At 51.1% G+C, this 18,927-nt stretch carries 15 protein-coding genes; 4 read left to right on the plus strand and 11 right to left on the minus strand.

Translation table 11 applies throughout. The features are described 5' to 3' along the window. Positions 1-218: 218 nt before the first annotated feature. From H6F91_RS06210 to H6F91_RS06220, 3 genes are all read right to left on the minus strand, one after another. Positions 219-1,118 (minus strand): alpha/beta fold hydrolase, encoded by a 900-nt coding sequence (locus H6F91_RS06210; protein ID WP_190770950.1) that lies wholly within the window; start codon positions 1,116-1,118, stop codon positions 219-221. A gap of 537 nt (positions 1,119-1,655) precedes the next feature. After that, the gene (locus H6F91_RS06215) at positions 1,656-2,468 is read right to left on the minus strand and encodes an exosortase-dependent surface protein XDP2 (RefSeq protein WP_190770949.1); all 813 of its coding nucleotides are present in this window, start codon (positions 2,466-2,468) and stop codon (positions 1,656-1,658) included. Positions 2,469-2,914: 446 nt separating this feature from the next. Further along, positions 2,915-5,533 (minus strand): DNA polymerase III subunit alpha, encoded by a 2,619-nt coding sequence (locus H6F91_RS06220; RefSeq protein WP_190770948.1) that lies wholly within the window; start codon positions 5,531-5,533, stop codon positions 2,915-2,917. A 365-nt stretch (positions 5,534-5,898) separates the two neighbouring features. On the opposite strand from H6F91_RS06220, the gene H6F91_RS06225 reads away from it, so the two are divergent. Beyond that, the gene (locus tag H6F91_RS06225) at positions 5,899-6,783 is read left to right on the plus strand and encodes a DUF1361 domain-containing protein (RefSeq protein WP_242035658.1); all 885 of its coding nucleotides are present in this window, start codon (positions 5,899-5,901) and stop codon (positions 6,781-6,783) included. A 272-nt stretch (positions 6,784-7,055) separates the two neighbouring features. On the opposite strand, the gene H6F91_RS06230 is transcribed toward H6F91_RS06225, so the two are convergent. The 4 genes from H6F91_RS06230 to H6F91_RS06245 all read right to left on the minus strand — a co-directional run bounded on the left by H6F91_RS06230 (position 7,056) and on the right by H6F91_RS06245 (position 12,544). Then, positions 7,056-9,056 (minus strand): DICT sensory domain-containing protein, encoded by a 2,001-nt coding sequence (locus H6F91_RS06230; protein ID WP_190770947.1) that lies wholly within the window; start codon positions 9,054-9,056, stop codon positions 7,056-7,058. Positions 9,057-9,362: 306 nt separating this feature from the next. Continuing rightward, on the minus strand, positions 9,363-10,625 hold the full coding sequence (locus tag H6F91_RS06235; RefSeq protein WP_190770946.1) for a competence/damage-inducible protein A: 1,263 nt from the start codon (positions 10,623-10,625) through the stop codon (positions 9,363-9,365). Positions 10,626-10,705: 80 nt separating this feature from the next. Then, positions 10,706-11,716, minus strand: a complete 1,011-nt coding sequence (locus H6F91_RS06240) for an MraY family glycosyltransferase (RefSeq protein WP_242035659.1) — start codon at positions 11,714-11,716, stop codon at positions 10,706-10,708. Positions 11,717-12,235: 519 nt separating this feature from the next. Then, positions 12,236-12,544 carry a DUF6679 family protein gene (locus tag H6F91_RS06245; RefSeq protein ID WP_190770951.1) on the minus strand — a complete coding sequence of 103 codons (309 nt, stop codon included), beginning with the start codon at positions 12,542-12,544 and terminating at the stop codon, positions 12,236-12,238. Positions 12,545-13,172: 628 nt separating this feature from the next. Between H6F91_RS06245 and H6F91_RS06250 the strand changes: the two genes are divergently transcribed. After that, positions 13,173-13,805, plus strand: coding sequence for a Crp/Fnr family transcriptional regulator (locus H6F91_RS06250; RefSeq protein ID WP_190770944.1), 633 nt, complete (start codon positions 13,173-13,175; stop codon positions 13,803-13,805). 217 nt (positions 13,806-14,022) lie between these two features. On the opposite strand, the gene fabG is transcribed toward H6F91_RS06250, so the two are convergent. Then, positions 14,023-14,778, minus strand: coding sequence for a 3-oxoacyl-[acyl-carrier-protein] reductase (fabG, locus tag H6F91_RS06255; RefSeq protein ID WP_190770943.1), 756 nt, complete (start codon positions 14,776-14,778; stop codon positions 14,023-14,025). A 396-nt stretch (positions 14,779-15,174) separates the two neighbouring features. On the opposite strand from fabG, the gene trxA reads away from it, so the two are divergent. Next, positions 15,175-15,498 (plus strand): thioredoxin, encoded by a 324-nt coding sequence (gene trxA / locus H6F91_RS06260; RefSeq protein WP_190770694.1) that lies wholly within the window; start codon positions 15,175-15,177, stop codon positions 15,496-15,498. Positions 15,499-16,042: 544 nt separating this feature from the next. Beyond that, positions 16,043-16,234 carry a DUF2949 domain-containing protein gene (locus tag H6F91_RS06265; RefSeq protein WP_190770714.1) on the plus strand — a complete coding sequence of 64 codons (192 nt, stop codon included), beginning with the start codon at positions 16,043-16,045 and terminating at the stop codon, positions 16,232-16,234. Between the two features lie 45 nt (positions 16,235-16,279). Here the strand turns inward: H6F91_RS06265 and H6F91_RS06270 are convergent, their stop codons facing one another. The 3 genes from H6F91_RS06270 to H6F91_RS06280 all read right to left on the minus strand — a co-directional run bounded on the left by H6F91_RS06270 (position 16,280) and on the right by H6F91_RS06280 (position 18,747). Beyond that, on the minus strand, positions 16,280-17,020 hold the full coding sequence (locus tag H6F91_RS06270) for a PspA/IM30 family protein (protein WP_190770695.1): 741 nt from the start codon (positions 17,018-17,020) through the stop codon (positions 16,280-16,282). 141 nt (positions 17,021-17,161) lie between these two features. Next, positions 17,162-17,959, minus strand: a complete 798-nt coding sequence (locus H6F91_RS06275; protein WP_190770696.1) for an ABC transporter ATP-binding protein — start codon at positions 17,957-17,959, stop codon at positions 17,162-17,164. Continuing rightward, on the minus strand, positions 17,956-18,747 hold the full coding sequence (locus tag H6F91_RS06280; protein WP_190770697.1) for an ABC transporter permease: 792 nt from the start codon (positions 18,745-18,747) through the stop codon (positions 17,956-17,958). The genes H6F91_RS06275 and H6F91_RS06280 overlap by 4 nt, the downstream gene beginning before the upstream one ends. Positions 18,748-18,927 lie beyond the last annotated feature (180 nt).

The following is an 18,927-nucleotide window of genomic DNA, read 5'->3' on the forward strand; positions in this document are numbered from 1 at the left end:
AAACTCCTGACCTCGGAACTCGACAAGATTTCCCCTGAAAGGGTTGCGTCATTGACGTCCTACGATTTCATTCTCGAAGCCCTATTTGGCGCAGCTTCATATTAAAACGGTATAAGTAGAGTTAGCTCACGGCTATTTAATCAAATGTCATATTAATAGACCCAAAAATGGTCTAAACCATTCATACAGATTTCAGAAACTCATGGGGTCTGTACGAATTACTGTAACCCGGGCACAACCGTATTCAACATCCATTCACGTAGCAGGCCGTTGACCTGGCCCGGAACTTCATCATGGGGACAGTGCCCTGCATGCAGGTAATGCTCCGTCAAATTCGGATAATATTGGCGGAACTTGGCCCCTCGGGTTCGCGAGTTCATCCACGGATCCGCATCACCCCATAACATGAGCAACGGGCATTGCATTTGGCTCAGCAAAACGTCATTGCGCTCTCCCTGAGGTGACTTAAATACTGAAGCAAACACCTGGGGAGCACCCGGATCACAAGAGGGACGATAAATATCGTCTATCAATTCATCGGTAATGACACTTTTATCTAAATAGACTTTTTCGAGAGTACTCCGGATAACCGATTTACGGCGGACATATTGGAACAAAAGGAAGCTAGGCAACGGTTGTAACAGAAGCGATCGCGCTACCTGCCCAAAGGTTTGCTGCAAGGGGTGAGGAGGCCTCTGGGGCTCAGGCTCTGTAAACGGGCCAGCACAGTTCAGCAGAACTAGACCGGCTGCCGACTCAGGCCGTTGAGCGGCTACACACAGGGCAGCATAGCCTCCAAGAGAGTTCCCAGCCAGCACTACCGGTTGCCCAATAACCTGGGTAATAAAGTCATGGAGTTGGTCACGCCAGAGGTTGCCACTGTACTCCAAAGCAGGCTTGGCTGAACGCCCAAACCCCAACATATCAATGGCCCAAACCTGAAAATCGGACTGTAACCCTGCAATATTTTTGCGCCAGTGGTCGGTGGAAGCACCAAACCCATGCACAAGCAACAGCGGCGGGCGATCGCTCCGAGCTTCTCCAGCCTGAACGTAGTAGATGGAATGTCCCTGCCATTCCCAGGTTTTGCCGTGGATGGGAGCGATCGCCGTTTGCATAACCCATATGTAAAGAAGTATTAAATTCAGTATAGCGTCCCTATTTCTTCAAAGTTGCCTCTCCAATTTTCTTCCCCAAGCGCTTTGCAGACTCGCCAACGGGGGTGATGGAAGGCTAAAGCATGCCTCTGGAATTAAAGGTTTAACGACCTCCAAGACATAGGATTTAAGGGGTCTTTTCTTATAGGGCTGAGTGCTATATGGCAATACCAAACGAGTTGTAAGAAAGGGTGCGGCCGAAGCCCACATCCTTTCTTACAACTCATCTCATAAATGATTTAGGGTTTCCTTAAAGCGCTAGAGATCGTTCCAAATGACTCTTCACGCGCTATGCGTATGAGGACCATTGGAAGCAGCCTTTTACAGCACTTTGTGATTGAATCAGCCACGGTTGTTTTTGTGAGAGCCTTGCGGAGCGAAGCTCTCACAAAAACAACCAGATTTTAAAGCACCGTTCTTGATAAACCCAGAGGATTTATGCAACGAGGTGGGTGAGGGCAAAGCCCTCACCCACCTCGTTAGGTATTCGTTTTATGTTTATGCTTGCTCTGCAGCGGCTTTGCGCTTACGACGAGCAGCGGCGAACGCGCTAGCTGCCATGGCTGTACCAACAATCGTCATGGGTTCGGGTACAGGATTCGCACCAACTACCTTGAAGTCAGGGCCATTGTAAAGGCTGCTATTCTTAACGCTCGTCAGGCGGAGACGATTGGTGTAACCACCCGCCAGCTTAAGCCCCAGAGAACCAACGGCTTGCACTTCGTTGATTTCAGTCGTGTTGATACCAAAGCCCGCGAAATTGAAGCCTTGACCAGGACGGCTGTTTAGTAAGTACTCAGCCAGGACAGTATCACCTTCACCTATAGCCTGCACTTTCAGAGCACTGTTCATACCACGCTCCCAGAACAGAAACTCATTCATGGCTTTCCCGAAGGTGACATCGATGGTGAAGCCACCTCGATCTTCGGTGTCGATGATGCTGTTCAAGTTCAGGTTGCCCAGGCTGGAGACGATGCTGGCATTGGATGCATCTTCTTGAACAGTTCCGTAATTGGTCACGGCGTCACCCCGGTCAGAGCTGGCTGCACCTGAATCACTGACGCCAGGAACGCGGGCATCATTCTGCAGAATATTTGCCCCGGTCACTGTGTAGAAATCACTGGTGGTTTTACCACCGGTTGTGATGGATTTCAGCATCACATCACCTGTAGGAGCAGAGCCTTGCCATTGAGTGCTGAACTGGAACGGGGAAAACGAAAAGCCTAAAGCTTGAGCCGGTGCTGTTCCCATCGCCAAAGCGCTTCCGGCAGCGAGACTCATAACTGTCAGCAGTTGTTTGATTCTCAGCATAATAATGTCTCTAAAAGAGGTGCCTGAATAGTGTGGTTTGGTGTCGGTTTGTGGCAAGGTTCGTGGTAGATGAACCGTCTGAAGCACTTCAACCTCAACACTGCTATCCTAAGCAAACCCAAAATAGATGTCTCTAGAAAATCTATTGATTTTACTGCCTCTTCAATAAGGCCCAATTGATTGTTAAAGATTACCGCTAAATAATATCCAAAAATGAGCTGAACATAGGTCAGACAAGGGTTTTGGCATTTTTAATAACGCAATGAAGTAGCAAAAAATAGATGCTTGTAATTTCACGGATAAAGTGTAACGAGATAGGTTTTGCGATCGCCCCATAGCTTGCAGCAACCGTACTTCCCCATAACATTTCCCATCTCAAATTTTCTCTGCAAATTCTAAACAGTAATGCAGAGCAAAACTATTGCCACAATGAAACTAGCCTGGGTCTAGGCCAGAGTAGGCTGACGCCCACCAACAGGGCACTTCAACAACTCCAAACCCTGCTCAAAAATGTCGTCGATCGCCATCATTTGACCATCCGTTGTCATGAATTGGTGGTCAGCAGTTGCGCGAATGATGGTGCCATCATCCAGTTGATATTCGTACACCGATTGGAGACCACGGAGATGCCATTGGGCGATCGGTTGCGTATAGATCAAGCCCTCATCATTCATGCTGTAAACGGAGCATTTCAGGCCACGTTCGACAATTTCGCCGATGGGTATGGGGCCATACTCTACTGTCAAAACTGGGGTTTCGTAGCTAAGGCAGTACTCCGCGAACAGCACCATCTGATCCCAAAGTTCTGCGGCTACCTTTTCCTCAATGCCTCGCTCCTGAGCCCCTCCAACAAATTGAGCCTGGTGCTTTTGCATTTCTGAAACTTTCTTCTTACCCATCGCTCGCCGCAGCAGGTCAGCCTGTCCCAGGGTATAGCCCGCCATATCCTGGGCAATTTTCATGATCTGCTCCTGGTAGACCATGATGCCGTAAGTTTCTCGCAGAATCGGTTCCAGCACCTCAGCGGCGTAGTCAATCTGCTCTCGACCATGCTTCCGGTTGATGAACTTGGGAATTAGGCCCGCATCCAACGGACCGGGACGGTAGAGGGCGAGAACGGATGAAATATCCTCCAGACCGGATGGCTTCAGATCGCGCACAATTTGGCGCATCCCCGAAGATTCCAATTGGAAGATGCCTTCTAGCCAGCCCTTCTCCAGCAGCTTGTAAGATTCAGGATCATCCAGGGGAAGGCGATCGAGATCGATAGTCTTGTTGTGGTAACGCTCGATCAGCTCGACCGCTTTCTGAATCATGGTGAGGTTCTTGAGGCCCAGGAAGTCCATCTTCAGCAGACCCATGGCGTCGATGTCTTCCATGAAGTACTGGGTGATCACTGAGCCCTTATCGTTGTATTGCAGGGGTACAGCTTCATCCAGGGGCGTGTCAGAAATCACAACGCCTGCCGCATGAACCCCATAGGTCTTGTTTGTTCCCTCAATCCGCATGGCCATGTCGATCCAGCGGCGATAGGTGACAGGGGGATCGGTATTGGGGATGGGTTGGTCAGAGTCGTACTTCTCTTTGAACTCGGGAGCGGCTGTCTCATCCGAGATCATCTTGCTGAGTTTGGCGGGTTTGCCTCGCATGACGGGAATCATCTTCGCCATACGATCAGATTCCCCGTAGGGAATATTCAGCACACGGGCCACGTCCTTCAGAACCGCTTTGGAGGTCATGCGGTTGAAGGTGATGATCTGGGCGACGTGATCCTTGCCGTATTTCTCCGTCACATATTTGATCACCTCGTCACGGCGATCGATGCAGAAGTCTGTATCAATATCTGGCATGGACTTCCGCTCGGGATTGAGGAACCGCTCAAACAGCAAGCCATGATGTACCGGGTCGATGTTGGTGATCCGCATACAGTACGCCACCAGGGAGCCCGCCGCCGAACCCCGACCTGGCCCCACAGGAATGCCCTGATCTCGCGCAAACTTGATATAGTCCCACACCACCAGGAAGTATGTGGAGAAGCCCATCTGGTGGATAACATCTAGTTCAAATTCAAGGCGATCGCGATACTCCTCCGACACCTCCTCCAGACTGCTCAACCCCAATCGCTCCACCAAACCTTCGCGAGCAATCTTCGTGACGTAGGTTTCGGGAGTGTAGCCTTCGGGGATGGGATAGTTGGGGAGACGGGGCGAGCCGAGGATATCGTAGCCTTCGACTTTTTCAGCAACTTCAAGGGTGGTGGCGATCGCCCGCTCAACCACATCCTCAGTCAAGTGATCCCGGAATAACTTCCGCATCTCATCGGCAGATTTCAGATACTCCGTACCGCTGTAGCGCAGCCGCTTATCCTCAGAAATCAACTTACCTGTCTGGATACAGAGAAGCGCGTCGTGGGCCTCTACGTCGAAGCAGGAGATGTAGTGGGAATCGTTAGTACAGATATATTTGATGTCTAACTCTTCCGAGATGCGAACGATTTCTACATTCACGATCCGATCTTCGGGAGAACCGTGATCTTGCAATTCCAGGTAGAAGTCGTCGCCAAACTGCTCTTTGTACCAGGTTGCCACCCTCCGGGCAATCTCCGGGCGACCCTGCATGATGGCTTGAGGGATCTCGCCGCCCAGACACGCACTGGTGACGATTAAGCCTTCCTTGTACTGCTCCAGCAAGTCCTTATTAATACAAGGGCGCGAGAAGATCCCTTTCCCCTGAACCCCCTGTAGATGGGAGAGGGTCGTCAGTTTAACCAGATTCTTATAGCCCTGGGTATTCTTCGCCAGCACCACTTGGTGGTAACGGGGGCGGCGCTCCTGCTTGGTGATGTCGCCATTGATGACGTACATCTCATTGCCAATGATGGGCTTGACGTTGCCGTTGTTCTTGCAAACCTTCAGCAGCTCGATCGCCCCATACATCACGCCGTGATCGGTGAGGGCGATCGCAGGCATCCCTAATTCCTCAGCCTGTTTCACCAGAGCTGGCAACTGACTGGCTCCATCGAGCAAGCTGTAGCTACTGTGAACATGCAGGCCAACAAACGACATAAACCAACGCCCAACAGGAATGAGCTAAGAGTAACCGATTCTAGCTACTATATCTAGACTCTTTTCGGTTTTTCTTAGAAAACTGGCTCCATATTTAGGGCTATCAAAATTCCCCAGTAAAACGTTTCTTCTTATTACTAAAATTCATGTTTATACAGTACTAATGTATCAAGTTATTAGGATATTAGTAAGGCCGAAGGCAACGCCTTTATGAATCTGCTAGCTAGTGAGAAGTGGCATTACATATGGCAGATTCACGCGACACTCGACGCCCATAACCCGAACTCAGGTTAAATCAATTCACAAATCCTGACAAATCTCAGGAATCCTTTCTTCCCGGCAGGAAGGTTAACCTGGGTAGTAGTTTGATTCAACCGGATGCTGTACCTATGCGATCGCGACTAATAGATGTGCTGGCCGCCTTCAATAACGTTTACAGCGGTTGGATTTGGTGGAACTTATTTCTCGCGTTTATTCCTCTCGTTCTTAGCTTTTTGCTGTTTCGTCGCAAAGCCATTGCTCAGCCCTGGTTATGGGGTTTCTGTGGAATAGTCGGCTTTATTGGAGCGATTGGTTTTTTTCCCCGTTACCGCCATATTGTGAGAGCCGTGGGTAATGTCACACAGTCGGTACTGGCGGGTGAATTCTCAGCTCAAGTTACAGTCTTTTGGCTATTTTCCCTGTGTATCATCGCTTCGATGCTGAGCATTTGGCTATACAAACGGCAGCGCAGCTTTCGGACATTCCTTTGGTGGATGGGTCTAGTGGCATTTATTGCCTTTCTACCTAATGCACCTTACCTATTGACCGATGTTATCCACCTGATTCGAGGCACAAGTTCTGGGCAAATTCCTGTCTGGGTCATTGCCATTGTTTTTATTCCACTTCATGCCACCGCTATTCTGTTAGGCTTTGAAGCCTACGTCATTTCGCTTCTCAACCAGGGCTATTATTTGAAGCAGCGGGGGGCAGAACGCTGGATTGTACCGGCAGAGCTCATCATGCATAGCATGAGCGCGATCGGTATCTTCTTAGGCCGTTTCATTCGGCTGAATAGTTGGGATTTGGTTGTCGATCCAGGTAGCGTTTTAGTAGTGGCGGTCAACACCTTGACAGCTCGTAGACCCGTCGCCGTCATAATCGTTACCTTTGGAATTTTGACGGTTCTCTATTGGATTATGAAGCAAATTACTTTAGGACTCAGATTACGCATTCGCTATGCCCGCAAGGGTATACATGTGTTGGAGTGAATTCATTGGTATTCAAATAACCTCAGTTTGGGTTAAGGGCTTTTTCGAGTGCCGCGCTTCGCGCGGCACTCGAAAAAGCCCATTATTGCGTGCGCGACGCGCACGCAATAATGGGCGGTTCGGCTTATCCTGAACTGACGTTCAAATAGAGGAGGTGATAGGTGCAGGGCACCTATCACCTCCTCTATTTGAATGCTGTTTAGATATGGGATTGTTGTGAGAGGGGCATTAGTACCCTCCCAAAACAACCACATATTTAATGGTTTGTAGAGTTATTTCGCTTTAGGAGCATCTTTTGCAGAACGGCGCTTCCGGCTTGGAGCAGTAGGAACCGTTTCCGACGGGCGGGCGGAGGATCTACCATTTTCTTTGGCAATCGGCACAGTGAAATGGAAGCGACTGCCGCGATCGCGCCCATCCGATTCGGCCCAGATCCGTCCTCCCATAGCCAGAATAATCTGGCGACAAATCGCTAAACCCAGCCCTGTACCGCTGGCCGTACGACGAAGTGCTCCCTCTTCCTGGTAGAAGCGGTCAAATACGGCCTCCAATTGGGTTGGTTCAATGCCACGCCCGGTATCGGTAATGGTCACTTCTAGCATGCGATCGCCATTCGGATGAGCCTCAATCACCACCTCTCCCTCAGGCTCTGTAAACTTGCACGCATTATCGAGCAGTTTGGACAATACCTCCACTAGCCGTTCCCCATCCGCTCGCACCAGAGGCAATTCCTCTGATACCTGCGCATTAATTTCGGGGAGTTGCAGTTCGTTTTGTCGGGTCTTAATGCTACTTAAAGCCAGGCTGACGCATTCTCCAATGGCCAGAGGTTCCAGGTGCCACTCGACCCGTCCACTCTCTAACCGTGACAGCGTGAGGAAGTCCTGCACCAATTTGCGCATCCGCTCCGCATCGGTCAGAGCCGTATTAAGCATCACCTGACGTAACTCCAGGGGCATATCTGGCTCACTCGCCAGGCTCTCCAAACAGATCTGAATCGTTGAGAGGGGCGTACGCAGTTCGTGGCCCGTGATCGCAATCAGGTTGCTACGTGTTCGGTCCAGAGCCTCTAACTGTTCGTTCAAATCTCCTAAGTTGGCATAAGACTCCGCCTGGATCAGGGCGACCCCCAATTGATTAGCAATTGCCTCCACCAGACTCTGTTCTTCCTCAGACCAGGCATGAGGTTGTGGCATACAGTGATGTAGCTCCACCACACCCAGTAACCGCCCCTGATACACCACGGGCACTAACAGCCAGGAATAAATGTGCCATTGTTCCAGGGTAGGTTGCAGAGGAGTAAGTTCTAGAGCAGGATCCGCGATGGTGTTGGCGATCGCCACCGTTCGTCGTGTCTGAGCCACCTGCTGAAAAAGAGGATTTGTCTGCAACGGCCAGGTTTGCCCAAGCAGGGAAGGAATAGTCTCCTCGCGGCGAGCCTCATAGAGAATCTGGGCTGTAGCATCACTCGCTTTGCAGCGGTAGACAATACAGCGACAAACGCCCATCGCTTGCTGCAACTGCTGTACCCCTACCCGAAAAATCTCTGCCGGATCAAGGGACTCGCGAATGGCCATGACAATAGAGTTGACCAACCGTTCCCGACGCTCTTGACTCGCCATGGAACGATAAGCCTTTAACAGCTTATATTGCCCCGCCTGGAGGTGCGTAATCAGCCGTTGAACAAAGGGATCCGCGGCAACCTCTGCCGCTGGGGGTGCCGTTTCTCTCAGCTGGTCTTTAGCGTCAGCAATTTTAGCTTTAAGGTCAGGTCGATACGCCTGGATTCGCTCCAGCAAAATTTCAGCAGCCTGACAACTGATTTGTCGATCAAACGTCCATACGCCCTCAAAACGTCGGTTCTGATCCATCGCCTCCGGGCCATCCGGAGCATAAAATCGCTCTCGACAGATGAGGCAGGCCGCATAGTTAGACCCAATGACCACTAGGTGCCATTCCTGAGTCAGTTGGTCATCGGGCTCAAAGGCGATGAGCTCATAGTCCTGGGGGCCATCCGTAAAGCTGGTTTCTGGAGCCGCCAGAACATAGACCTGCGAGCTGAGGGTGGCAATACGGCGATAGCGATGGGCTTCCTGGCGATAAAATCGCTCTTGCTGGAAATTAGCAATCACCAATGGGTGCCCCGCAGCCGCCAACACCTGATCTTCCATCGCATGAGAGAGGGCCGTCAGCGAAGACTTGAAATACAACTGAGGACGGAGGTGAGGCGATCGCTGCAATAGCTCGTCTAGAACCGAGGAGGAGATACTCATCAAAAGCGTTATGAGGGATCCAAACGGGGGTTTCAGTACAGACGCAATATCCCACTCCCATTCTCAGGCAAAATCTCGCGGTTGTTTCTTTAAAAATGGGTATTCCTTATTTAGGTTAGACTTGGAGCCGTGAAACCCTGGTTCTACATGCCCAAATCAGGCCTCAGGAGATTTCCAACAATGAAATTACCCCCAGGATGTTGGTGCTTTGCCCGCTTCGCGGGCAAAGCACCAACATCCTGGGTAGATTCTTATGCAGAAATCTCCTAACCCCTTCTCGCTTGAGCCAGACACAGGGAATCTGCCCTAGCTTTCTAATAACTCTCGTCGCAACAAATCTAAGGCTGTACAAGAGCTCAGATGACGAATAAAATCCCGTTTGCGATGGGCACCAAACTGGAAGCGATCGCTCTTCACCCCACTAGGCCCAGCCAAACCGATATAGACCAAACCCACAGGTTTCTCGTCTGTGCCGCCATCGGGCCCAGCTATACCTGTAATGCTTAAACCCCAGGTTGTGTTGAGGCGCGATCGCACCCCTTCTGCCATTTGTTGGGCTACAGCATCACTGACAGCCCCATGAGTTTCCAGGTCAGCCTCAGAGACACCCAACAGCCCTACTTTGACAGCATTGTCGTAGGAAATGACACCCCCCAGGAAGTAAGCAGAGCTACCTGAAACAGCGGTGAGCATCTGGCCCAATCCACCTCCGGTACAGGATTCAGCAACTGACAGGGTTTGTCCTGCTTTCAGTAGCAAGCGACCTACTACAGAAGATAGGGTATCTTCGTCGGAACCGTAGTAGTCTAGACCGGCGATCGCCTGTAACTGCTGTGCGACAGGCTCAATTAGTGCCTCGGCCTCCGGTTCTGAAGCAGCCCGAGCCGATACCCGTAGCCGCACCTCTCCGTGGCCGGCATAGGGGGCAACGGTGGGATTCTCCAACTCTAAAAATTCACCAACCTTTTCAGCCAGAGTGGCCTCCGCGATGCCCCAAAACCGCAGCATAAGGCTGTGGATGAGCGTTTGACCGTAGCCACGCTGTTTGAGAAAGGGCACTGCCGTCGTTTGCCACATGGCATGCATCTCGGACGGCACCCCTGGGAAGGTCATCAGGATAAGGTTGGGTTGGGGTTCCCACAAAAGGCCTGGAGCCGTACCGAGCGGATTAGGTAGCACATCCGCCCCCACTGGAAGAAGTGCCTGCTTCCGATTACTGGGAGCCATCTCACGCCCCCGAGCCGCATACTTACGGGTAATATCTTCCAGGACTTCAGAGCGTTCGGTCAGAGGGGTGTCAAAGTAGGTGGCGATGCCCTCTGTCGTCAGGTCGTCTGGGGTTGGCCCCAACCCACCGGTGAAAATCAGAATGGAGGAGCGTTTGGAAGCGACCTCGATCGCATGATGCAATCGGGTCATATTGTCCCCCACGACAGTTTGGAAGTAGTGGGGAATCCCTAGTTGGGCCAGTTCTCGGGCGAGAAACTGCGCGTTCGAATTGAGGATATCACCCAAGAGCAGCTCGGTGCCTACACAAATTACTTCTGCCCCGGAGGGAACGGTCGTCATAGCGGCCTCGTCTGAAACAGTTGAGCGCAACCTGATGGAATCGAGATGGGATGCAATCTACCACTGAGATTGAGCAAAATTCAGGAGCGGACCTGCTTGCGCGCTTTCCAGGTCGCGTAACTCAGCAGGGCAGTTCCAGCGATCGCATAGGCTAAACCACTGGGAATTCCTGACAGCGCCAGCCCCAAACTCCCAACCCAAAACGTCAGGGAATAGATAAATAGTACGGTCGTCCGGTGGGGGAGCCCTGCCTCTAACAAACGGTGATGCAGGTGTCGCTTATCCGCAATAAATGGAGACTTACCGTTGCGCAATCGGTCTAAAATAACCGCCGACATATCAAGGATAGGAACGGCCAAAATCACATAGGGCAGCAATACCGCTACGGTCGTGACACTCTTAACCAGCCCCACAATACCGACACCCGCTAGAGTAAAGCCGATAAAGTACGCACCTCCATCTCCCATAAAGATTTGGGCCGGATTAAAGTTGTACCGCAGGAAACCGAGGGCTGCCCCAGCCAGAGATGCCACCACCAGTGCTGCTGCGGGCTGGTTCATAAATAGGCAAACAATGAGCATGACAACGGCAGCAATGCCTGAAACTCCAGCCGCTAAACCGTCCAGACCGTCGATCCAGTTAATCGCGTTGGCCATTCCCACCAGCCAAATCACTGTAATGACCATGCTGATCGCTGCAGGCAGTTGCACCAGCCCCATGAAGGGTATGGTGAGGAAATCAATGTGCACCCCTGCGGACCAGGCGATCGCCGCTACCACCACCTGAAACACCAACCGCACAAAAGGTGATAGCCCAAACAGATCATCCGCCAGGCCAATCAGGAAGAAAGCGAGGCCACCCAGGGTGACACCCCAAATTTCATACTCCTTATCAGGGGGTAATACGCCAAATCCACCCATGCCCCAAACGGTCAGCAACGCCACAACCGTTCCCAGGAAGATAGATACGCCCCCCAACCGCACGATAGGATCCTGGTGAACCTTACGGCCACCCGGCAGATCCACGTAACCACTCCAAAGACCAATTTTTTTAACGATCGGTGTACTAACGAGCACAACCGCCGCCGCCATCAGAAACGCTAAGATATCGTACAAAAAATGATAATGATGAGGCTGCATCGGAAAGGGGTGGGTTTAGAAAGGAAGGGCTGATGGTAATCCTTTAGATCAATCCAGGAAAAGCGATCGCCTCGGGGTAATTTTGACGCAAGTTTAAGATCTTGTTGAGGCAAAATTTTTGAAATTCACTTTTCCGGGTTCATCCCGGGGTAGTGAAGCCACACGTAGCTGGCCGATAGGGTACACAGAAGCGATCAAAGGAGAGGAGAAGCTGAGCTGTAAATCTAGAACGGTAGTTAGTATATCTCCATCACCTTCAGAAAACGTAAAAAAATCTTGACAGCTCAAGGGCAACCCTTTAACCGGGCGTTGCCAAGGTTTCAGAAAGGCTCAGGAGCAACCATCGCGTTGTAACTTCTTAGAAAAAGGGTACCTTGCTGTGGTAGCAAGGTACCCTTTTTCCTGGAAAGATAAACTCAAAGCAAAAAGAGAGGGCGGATGCGAAGCACCCCACCCTCTCTTACAGAAACTCTAGTCGTTGCCATCGGGGCGATGATTGCGGATCTGCTCAGCTTCGGGGCAATCCTCCGAAACTAGAGGCTCTACATCTCCGCGAGGCACCGTTGCCAATTTCTGCATGACGGAACCAATACTCTCAAGACGAATCATCTCCTCCCAGGAGCAAATTTCGTCCTCCTCTTCGGTTTCGTAGCGAACGGTAACCAGATCTCCCTCAATGTCTAGGATCCGAGCTCGCTCTAACCATCGCTGCTGGTCCCGCAAGAAAATCCAGACTTCGCGACCGTCACAACAGAATTGATAAATCTTGCGGTGTAGCATGTGTTGCTTCTCCTGAACGGACAATGCAAAAACGGGAAAAACCAGGGACTCCCCTAAGCTATAGAAGGGAAATACCTGGTAGAAGTGAGGAACCACAGATCAAGGAAATCTACACACCACCGTATCAGCACCAGATTTTTTTTGACCCAGGGAAAGAAGGCAGTGCCCGGTGGCATGGCAGGAGGATTTAATGGCTGTCTACTCATATCGTCCATAGTCTCAATAGACAGCATTCCCTGATTTGATTCTGAATCAAATGTACCCGATGCGAGAAAAGCGTGATCCCATCCATTAACGCTCCAGGATGTTCTGCAAAAAAGTGCATCACTTTGGGAAATGTTCGGCCTTTTGACATCATTCAAGCACAAATACCGACCAGAATGCAGAAACATGATGGAGATTGGTCGGAGGGGTAGCTTGATCAATGGATACCTCCCCATTTTAGCGATTCCGCCCGTGACTATGCCGGAATAGATACACAATTCCAGCAATTTATACTCGTAGCTTGCCGCGCCACAGAAGATCCATAGCTTTAGAACCTTAACCTGAACTGAAACTTCTAATTACCTGGTCTTTAGGTAAAACACTTACTGTTGTAAGCGGCAATACTAGACGGCAGAGTTGAGTTATGCTACAGCCTTTTCCCCTTGAAGTCGCTCCTCAAACCGATATGCGTCACTTATTGGAGCAGGTCTATCAGGGGAGAACACTACACCCCTTCCGCAGTGGCCAGGACATTCCTCTCTCGCCACATGAAATTTGGGTCGTTTGTCGGGGTGTTGTTCAGTTAGGGACACTCTACGACACGGGAGATGAGTCTTTGCTAGGCTTAGCCTGCCCTTCAATGCCCTTTGGTCTGCCGCTCACGCTGATTCGTCCATATCATGCGGTAGGGCTGACAGATGTGGATCTAATGCGGTTGACCTGGGTGGAGGTTGAGCAGTCACCACTACTAACCCAAGGCATTTTTCAACAGACCTCCCGACGACTTCGACAAACCGAGGCTATTCTGGCGATTGTGGGCTATCGACGCGTGGAAGACCGGCTGCGACATCTCCTGCTTTTACTCAAGCAGGAGATTGGGCAGACGATACGAGAAGGCACCCGACTGGGAGTCAGGCTAACCCATCAGCAGCTCGCCAGTGCTATCGGCACGACTCGCGTCACCGTCACTCGTCTGATTAGTCAGTTTCGGGAGGAGGGTTGGCTGAGTATTGACTGCGATCGCCATATCATCCTCTCCCCCATCGCCACTTGCTGATAGACCTCCTGCATGAATCGGCTTTTGAGAGTATGAATCGTTGCCCACCGAAGCCGTGCAACGATTCATACAAGAAATCTAATCCCTGAGCCCGTTTGGGAAGATTGCTCTTGAAAGATTTTCCCAACAGTTTTAAGGACAAGGGTGGAAGCAAAGCTTCCACCCTTGTCCTTAAAAGGAAGTGCACGGTACAAAGTACTGCGCACTTCTTGAAGTATTAGGCCATCACCATACCACCATCAACATTGATGGTCTGCCCTGTAATGTAAGCGGCCGCCGCATCAGCCGCTAAAAACCGCACAACCCCGGCCACATCTTCGGGCTGCCCAAACCTGGATAGGGGAATCATCTTCAGAATGTCATCGCCGTTGAGACCATGGGTCATGTCTGTCGCAATGAAACCCGGCGCAACTGCATTGACGGTGATACCACGGCTGGCAACTTCTTTTGCCACAGCTTTAGTGAAACCGATAACCCCCGCCTTGGCCGCACTATAATTGGCCTGGCCTGCGTTGCCCATTTCTCCCACAACCGAGCTGATATTGATAATCCGCCCCGATCGCTGTTTCAGCATAATTTTGCTAATGGCACGGGTGCACAGGAAAACGCCGGTTAAGTTGAGGTCGATAACGGCTTGCCAGTCATCAGGCTTCATCCGCAGCAACAGGGTGTCACGGGTAATTCCGGCGTTGTTGACGAGGATATCCACCCGTCCCCACTTCTCCATCACGGCTGCGACAAGGGCATCTACCTGATCTGCCTTGGAAACGTCAGCTTTGAGGGCGATCGCCTCTCCCCCCATACCCGCAATTTCAGCCACGAGTTCATCCGCTGCCGTGGCAGAGCTGGCATAGTTCACCACTACTTTGGCCCCTTCCGTCGCCAGGGCCAGGGCGATCGCCCGACCGATGCCACGGGATGCTCCGGTTACCAGGGCCACCTGGTCTTGCAATCGCTTCGCAGATTCGGTCATCAACACACCTCTCAGGATCACCTCAACGATCAGTCGACTTGCAGGAAATTGCCGTTGGAGAACCCCAAGCCACGGCTGCAAGAGCAGCGGCAACGTAGGGTTTGGCTACATCCCAGCAAAAATCGTCCTTCGCTATCTTACGGCATTTGGATCCCTCTAATGTTTTGAACGAGGGCAACGGCATCCTCTCTCCAAACCTCAGAAGCAGAGGCCTCCTTTACCGTCGCTTTGTGGCGGTAAAAGGTTTTTGACAGCGCGGTATGACCAAGCCGTGCTTTAAGGCAGAACCTAAAGCATAGGTTCACAGAACCCTACCCATTTGGGTACGATCGCCCCCACAGCCGAATTTTTCTGCCCTACCATAGGAGACACGACCTTACAATTAGCGAGGTTAGCATGGCGGTCAAGCAAGAATTTTCTAGTTTCGAGTCGCTGATCACCGATTCCGATCAGCCTGTTCTTGTGGATTTTTACGCTAACTGGTGTGGCCCTTGCCAGCTCATGGCCAAGATTCTAGAAGAGGTTAACCAATCCCTCAAGTCTCAGATAAAGATCATCAAGATTGATACGGAAAAGTACCCAGAGTTAGCATCCCGTTACCATATCTATGCACTGCCTACCCTAGTGCTATTTAGCCAGGGCAAGCCTGTAGACCGGATTGAGGGGGTTGTTCCGGCCCATCAGTTGATTGCCCATCTTCAACAACGGCTGCCAAGCTGACCTATACTTCCGTTTATTTTGGTTACAGCGAAAAGAGAGCTTAGGTAAACCCCAAGCTCTCTTTTCGCTGTAACCAAAATGTATCAGACGCTCGTCTTATTGGGCTTTATGACCCACAACCTGAGGAATCTACGGGCAAGCGGTTGAATTCTCTCCCAATTACTTGAAAACTAGCGTGCGATCGCGGAAGGGGTAACACCCCTAATCCCTTACTCTGAGCTTGATCCGTTCAGTGTAAGAAAGTTTCGCTATCCTAAAGCATAGCCTTGGGGATATGACACTGAGCCCTTCTGCCCCTGATTTGGGTGATCGTCACGCTAAGGCCTAACGGTCAAGCCCAGTACCAGAGCGCTTTTTTCCTAAAGGTGCAGAAGGACTTACCAGGACGGATCAACAAGTGGCCCTGTTACCGGACGAAACGGCAAGTCTCATCCAAAATGGCAATACCGCTCAATCCTGGGCTCGCCAGCGGAGAGCCCCCGTTTATTCCATTCAACCCCCACTGAATGACCTGCTCACCCTGAGAACTAGGGAGGGACATCTGATGACACCAACAAGCTATGCCCATCTCATTCAATTTCTGCGGGAAGAACTGGGTGTACCAGATGCCGCCATTTCGATCGCTCAGCGGCACTGTGAACAAGATCCTGGCCCGCTCCCTATGGTGCTGTGGCAGTATGGCCTGGTCACTTTAGAGCAGCTTGATCGAATTTATGACTGGTTAGAAACCGCTTAAGCCCAGTTTGGTTGATGGTACGTGTGCGCAGATGTACCCGAACTATCAACCTCCTTCCTCAATTTGCATCCGCAATTTGGCGAGTTCAGGATCTTCAGGAGCCGCAGCGGGAAGACTGCCAGAGGTAGAACCTCCGAGCAATTGGGCCTTCATGGAAGCCAATTCCGCGTCCACATTGCCGCTCTCAAGGGAAGCAAAGCGGGACTCTAAAGAGTCAGAATTGAGCTCAGCGATCGCCTCCGAACGGGCTTCCAACTCCAGCACCTTTTCCTCCATACGCTCGAAGGCAGCAATGCTGTTGTTCATGCCCGAATTGCCCAACATCTCGTTCAGCTTCTCTGAAGCTTTTGCCGAGCGGGCCCGAGCGATATACATATCTTTTTTGGTCTTGGCCTCTGCCAGCTTTCCTTCCAAGGTCACCATGTTTTGTTTCATCTGGTTGACAATGGAATTTTGCTGCTCCAATTGGGTTTTGAGAGCGGTGGCCGTATCCTGATAGGTTTTGCGGCGCGTCAACGCTTCCCGAGCCAGGGTTTCTTCGCCCTTCTGTAAGGCCAGTTGTGCCCGCTGATACCATTCCTTGGCGGTAGACTCTGCCTGGATTTGCTGACGTTCGGTGCGCTTTTGGGTGGCGATCGCCTGGGCTACTGCTTGCCGCAACCGAATCAGATCCTCCTGCATATCCAGCACTGTTTGCTCCAGGATCTTCTCTGGATCTTCAGCTTGACTGACCCAGCCGCCTAACGTGGCGCGAATAATCCGTGCGATGCGATCCAATAGTCCCATACGACGCTCCGCCTGCTACATGCCCCATTCAGGATTAATTTTCGCTCAGTAATACCGATCGAAAAGTTAATACTTGCTCCCATCCTAACGTACCCACTCATCAGTTCTCCGGGGATGAGAGACAACTCCTACTAAGCCGTGTTAGATAGCTGGGGCTTCCAACTCAGCCATTCCCACGTTTTCTTGAGAATTGAGAGGAACACCCGCCGCTTCACAATAGAGCCTAGCCACTTTTTGAGAATCACCAATCATCTTGACGGTGTGATCCTCAATCCACATGGCGCGTTCGCAAATCTGCATCACGCTATTAACCGAGTGGGTCACCAGCACCATCGTGACTTTGTTGTTCTTAAATTCCATCATCTTTTTGATGCATTTCTGGCGGAAGCGGATATCACCGACCCCCAGGACCTCATCGATCAGCAGAATTTCTGGATCCAGGTGAGCCACCACGGAAAATCCCAGTCGGGCCAGCATCCCATTGGAATAAGAACGGATGGAGCGATCGATAAAATCACCCAGCTCAGAGAATTCTACAATTTCCTCCAGGCGGGCCATCACTTCGCGCCGAGTTAAGCCCATGAGTACGCCGTTGAAAATGACGTTCTCACGCCCCGTCAGGTCTGGATGGAAGCCAGCCCCCAGAGCCAGAAGAGGGGAAATACGACCCCGCACAACAATCCGCCCGGAGGTCGGCCGCAACACCCCTGCAATCAATTGCAAAGTTGTGCTTTTTCCAGCACCGTTGTGGCCGATGATGCCAAACTGCTCCCCTTTATAAACCTCAAAGGAAATATCGCGCAGAGCCTCGTATTGGTTCTGCTGAAACGATTTCACGTTGCGGGGTAGGTTAAAAAGTAGGTGTTTAATCCCTCGTACATGGTGGTAAAAGGGATAAGACTTCGACACCTGGTCAAATGCAATAACGGGCTCTCTCATGCCACTTCCGCAAAACGATAGGACAATTTGCTAAATACCCAGTAGCCCAGCCCTAGAAATAGCAGGGCATAACCAGCGCTAATCGAGACATACATCCAGTCAAATTGACCGTTCAGAATCAAGTCACGCCAGCTAACCATGAGGGGAGCCGCTGGGTTAAGGGGGAGAAGAACGAGGTAGCGATCGGGAATTAAATCGACGGTATAGACAATGGGGGTAAAGAAAAAGGCAAACTGAGCGATGATTTGAGCAACCCGTTCAATATCTCGCAGAAACAGGTTGAGGGCCGATAGCATCAGGGAGATGCCATAGAGCGTTGTGGTTTGAATCACAATGAGCAACGGCAATCCATAAATCCAGTTTACCGTCGGCATCCGATGATAAAAGAAGAGCATCAACACGAGCACTGGCACTGAAAACAGGAAGTGCAGCATGTTGTTGAGGGTTGCGGCCAGCGGAATTGTGCTGAGGGGGAAGCTGACCTTACGAATAATGGCCGATGTACTAATAAAGTAATTGGGTGCCGTTGTAATGGTGTTGGCATACCACTGCCAGGGAAAGAGCCCGGAGAGTAACACCAGAGGGTAAGCCTCCGTGTTAATGCGCATTACAACTTTAAAGGCGAAGAAGTAGACAAAGGCAAAGGCCAGAGGATTCGCAATCGACCAGACGTAGCCCAGAACGTTCTTCTTGTAGCGTACCTTCAATTCTTTTTGCACCAGAAGCACCAGCAGATCCCAGTAACTCTCCAGGCTGCGGCGATCGCCCCATTTTGGTATCCCAATCATGCGTCTGATTCTGCCTCGTTCACTACATATCACACCACTGATCTCTGTAACCCGGACAAGATTACAGATCACCTAAGCTACTCACGCAGGAAAATTAGAACATTAGGGGCAATGTGTATCTCCCGCACTTTCAGCGGATCCGCAATTCTCCCTAGACTGGCGGTCGCAAATACCTAACGT

The organism is Leptolyngbya sp. FACHB-8, from assembly GCF_014695575.1.
GTDB lineage: Bacteria > Cyanobacteriota > Cyanobacteriia > Elainellales > Elainellaceae > Vacuolonema.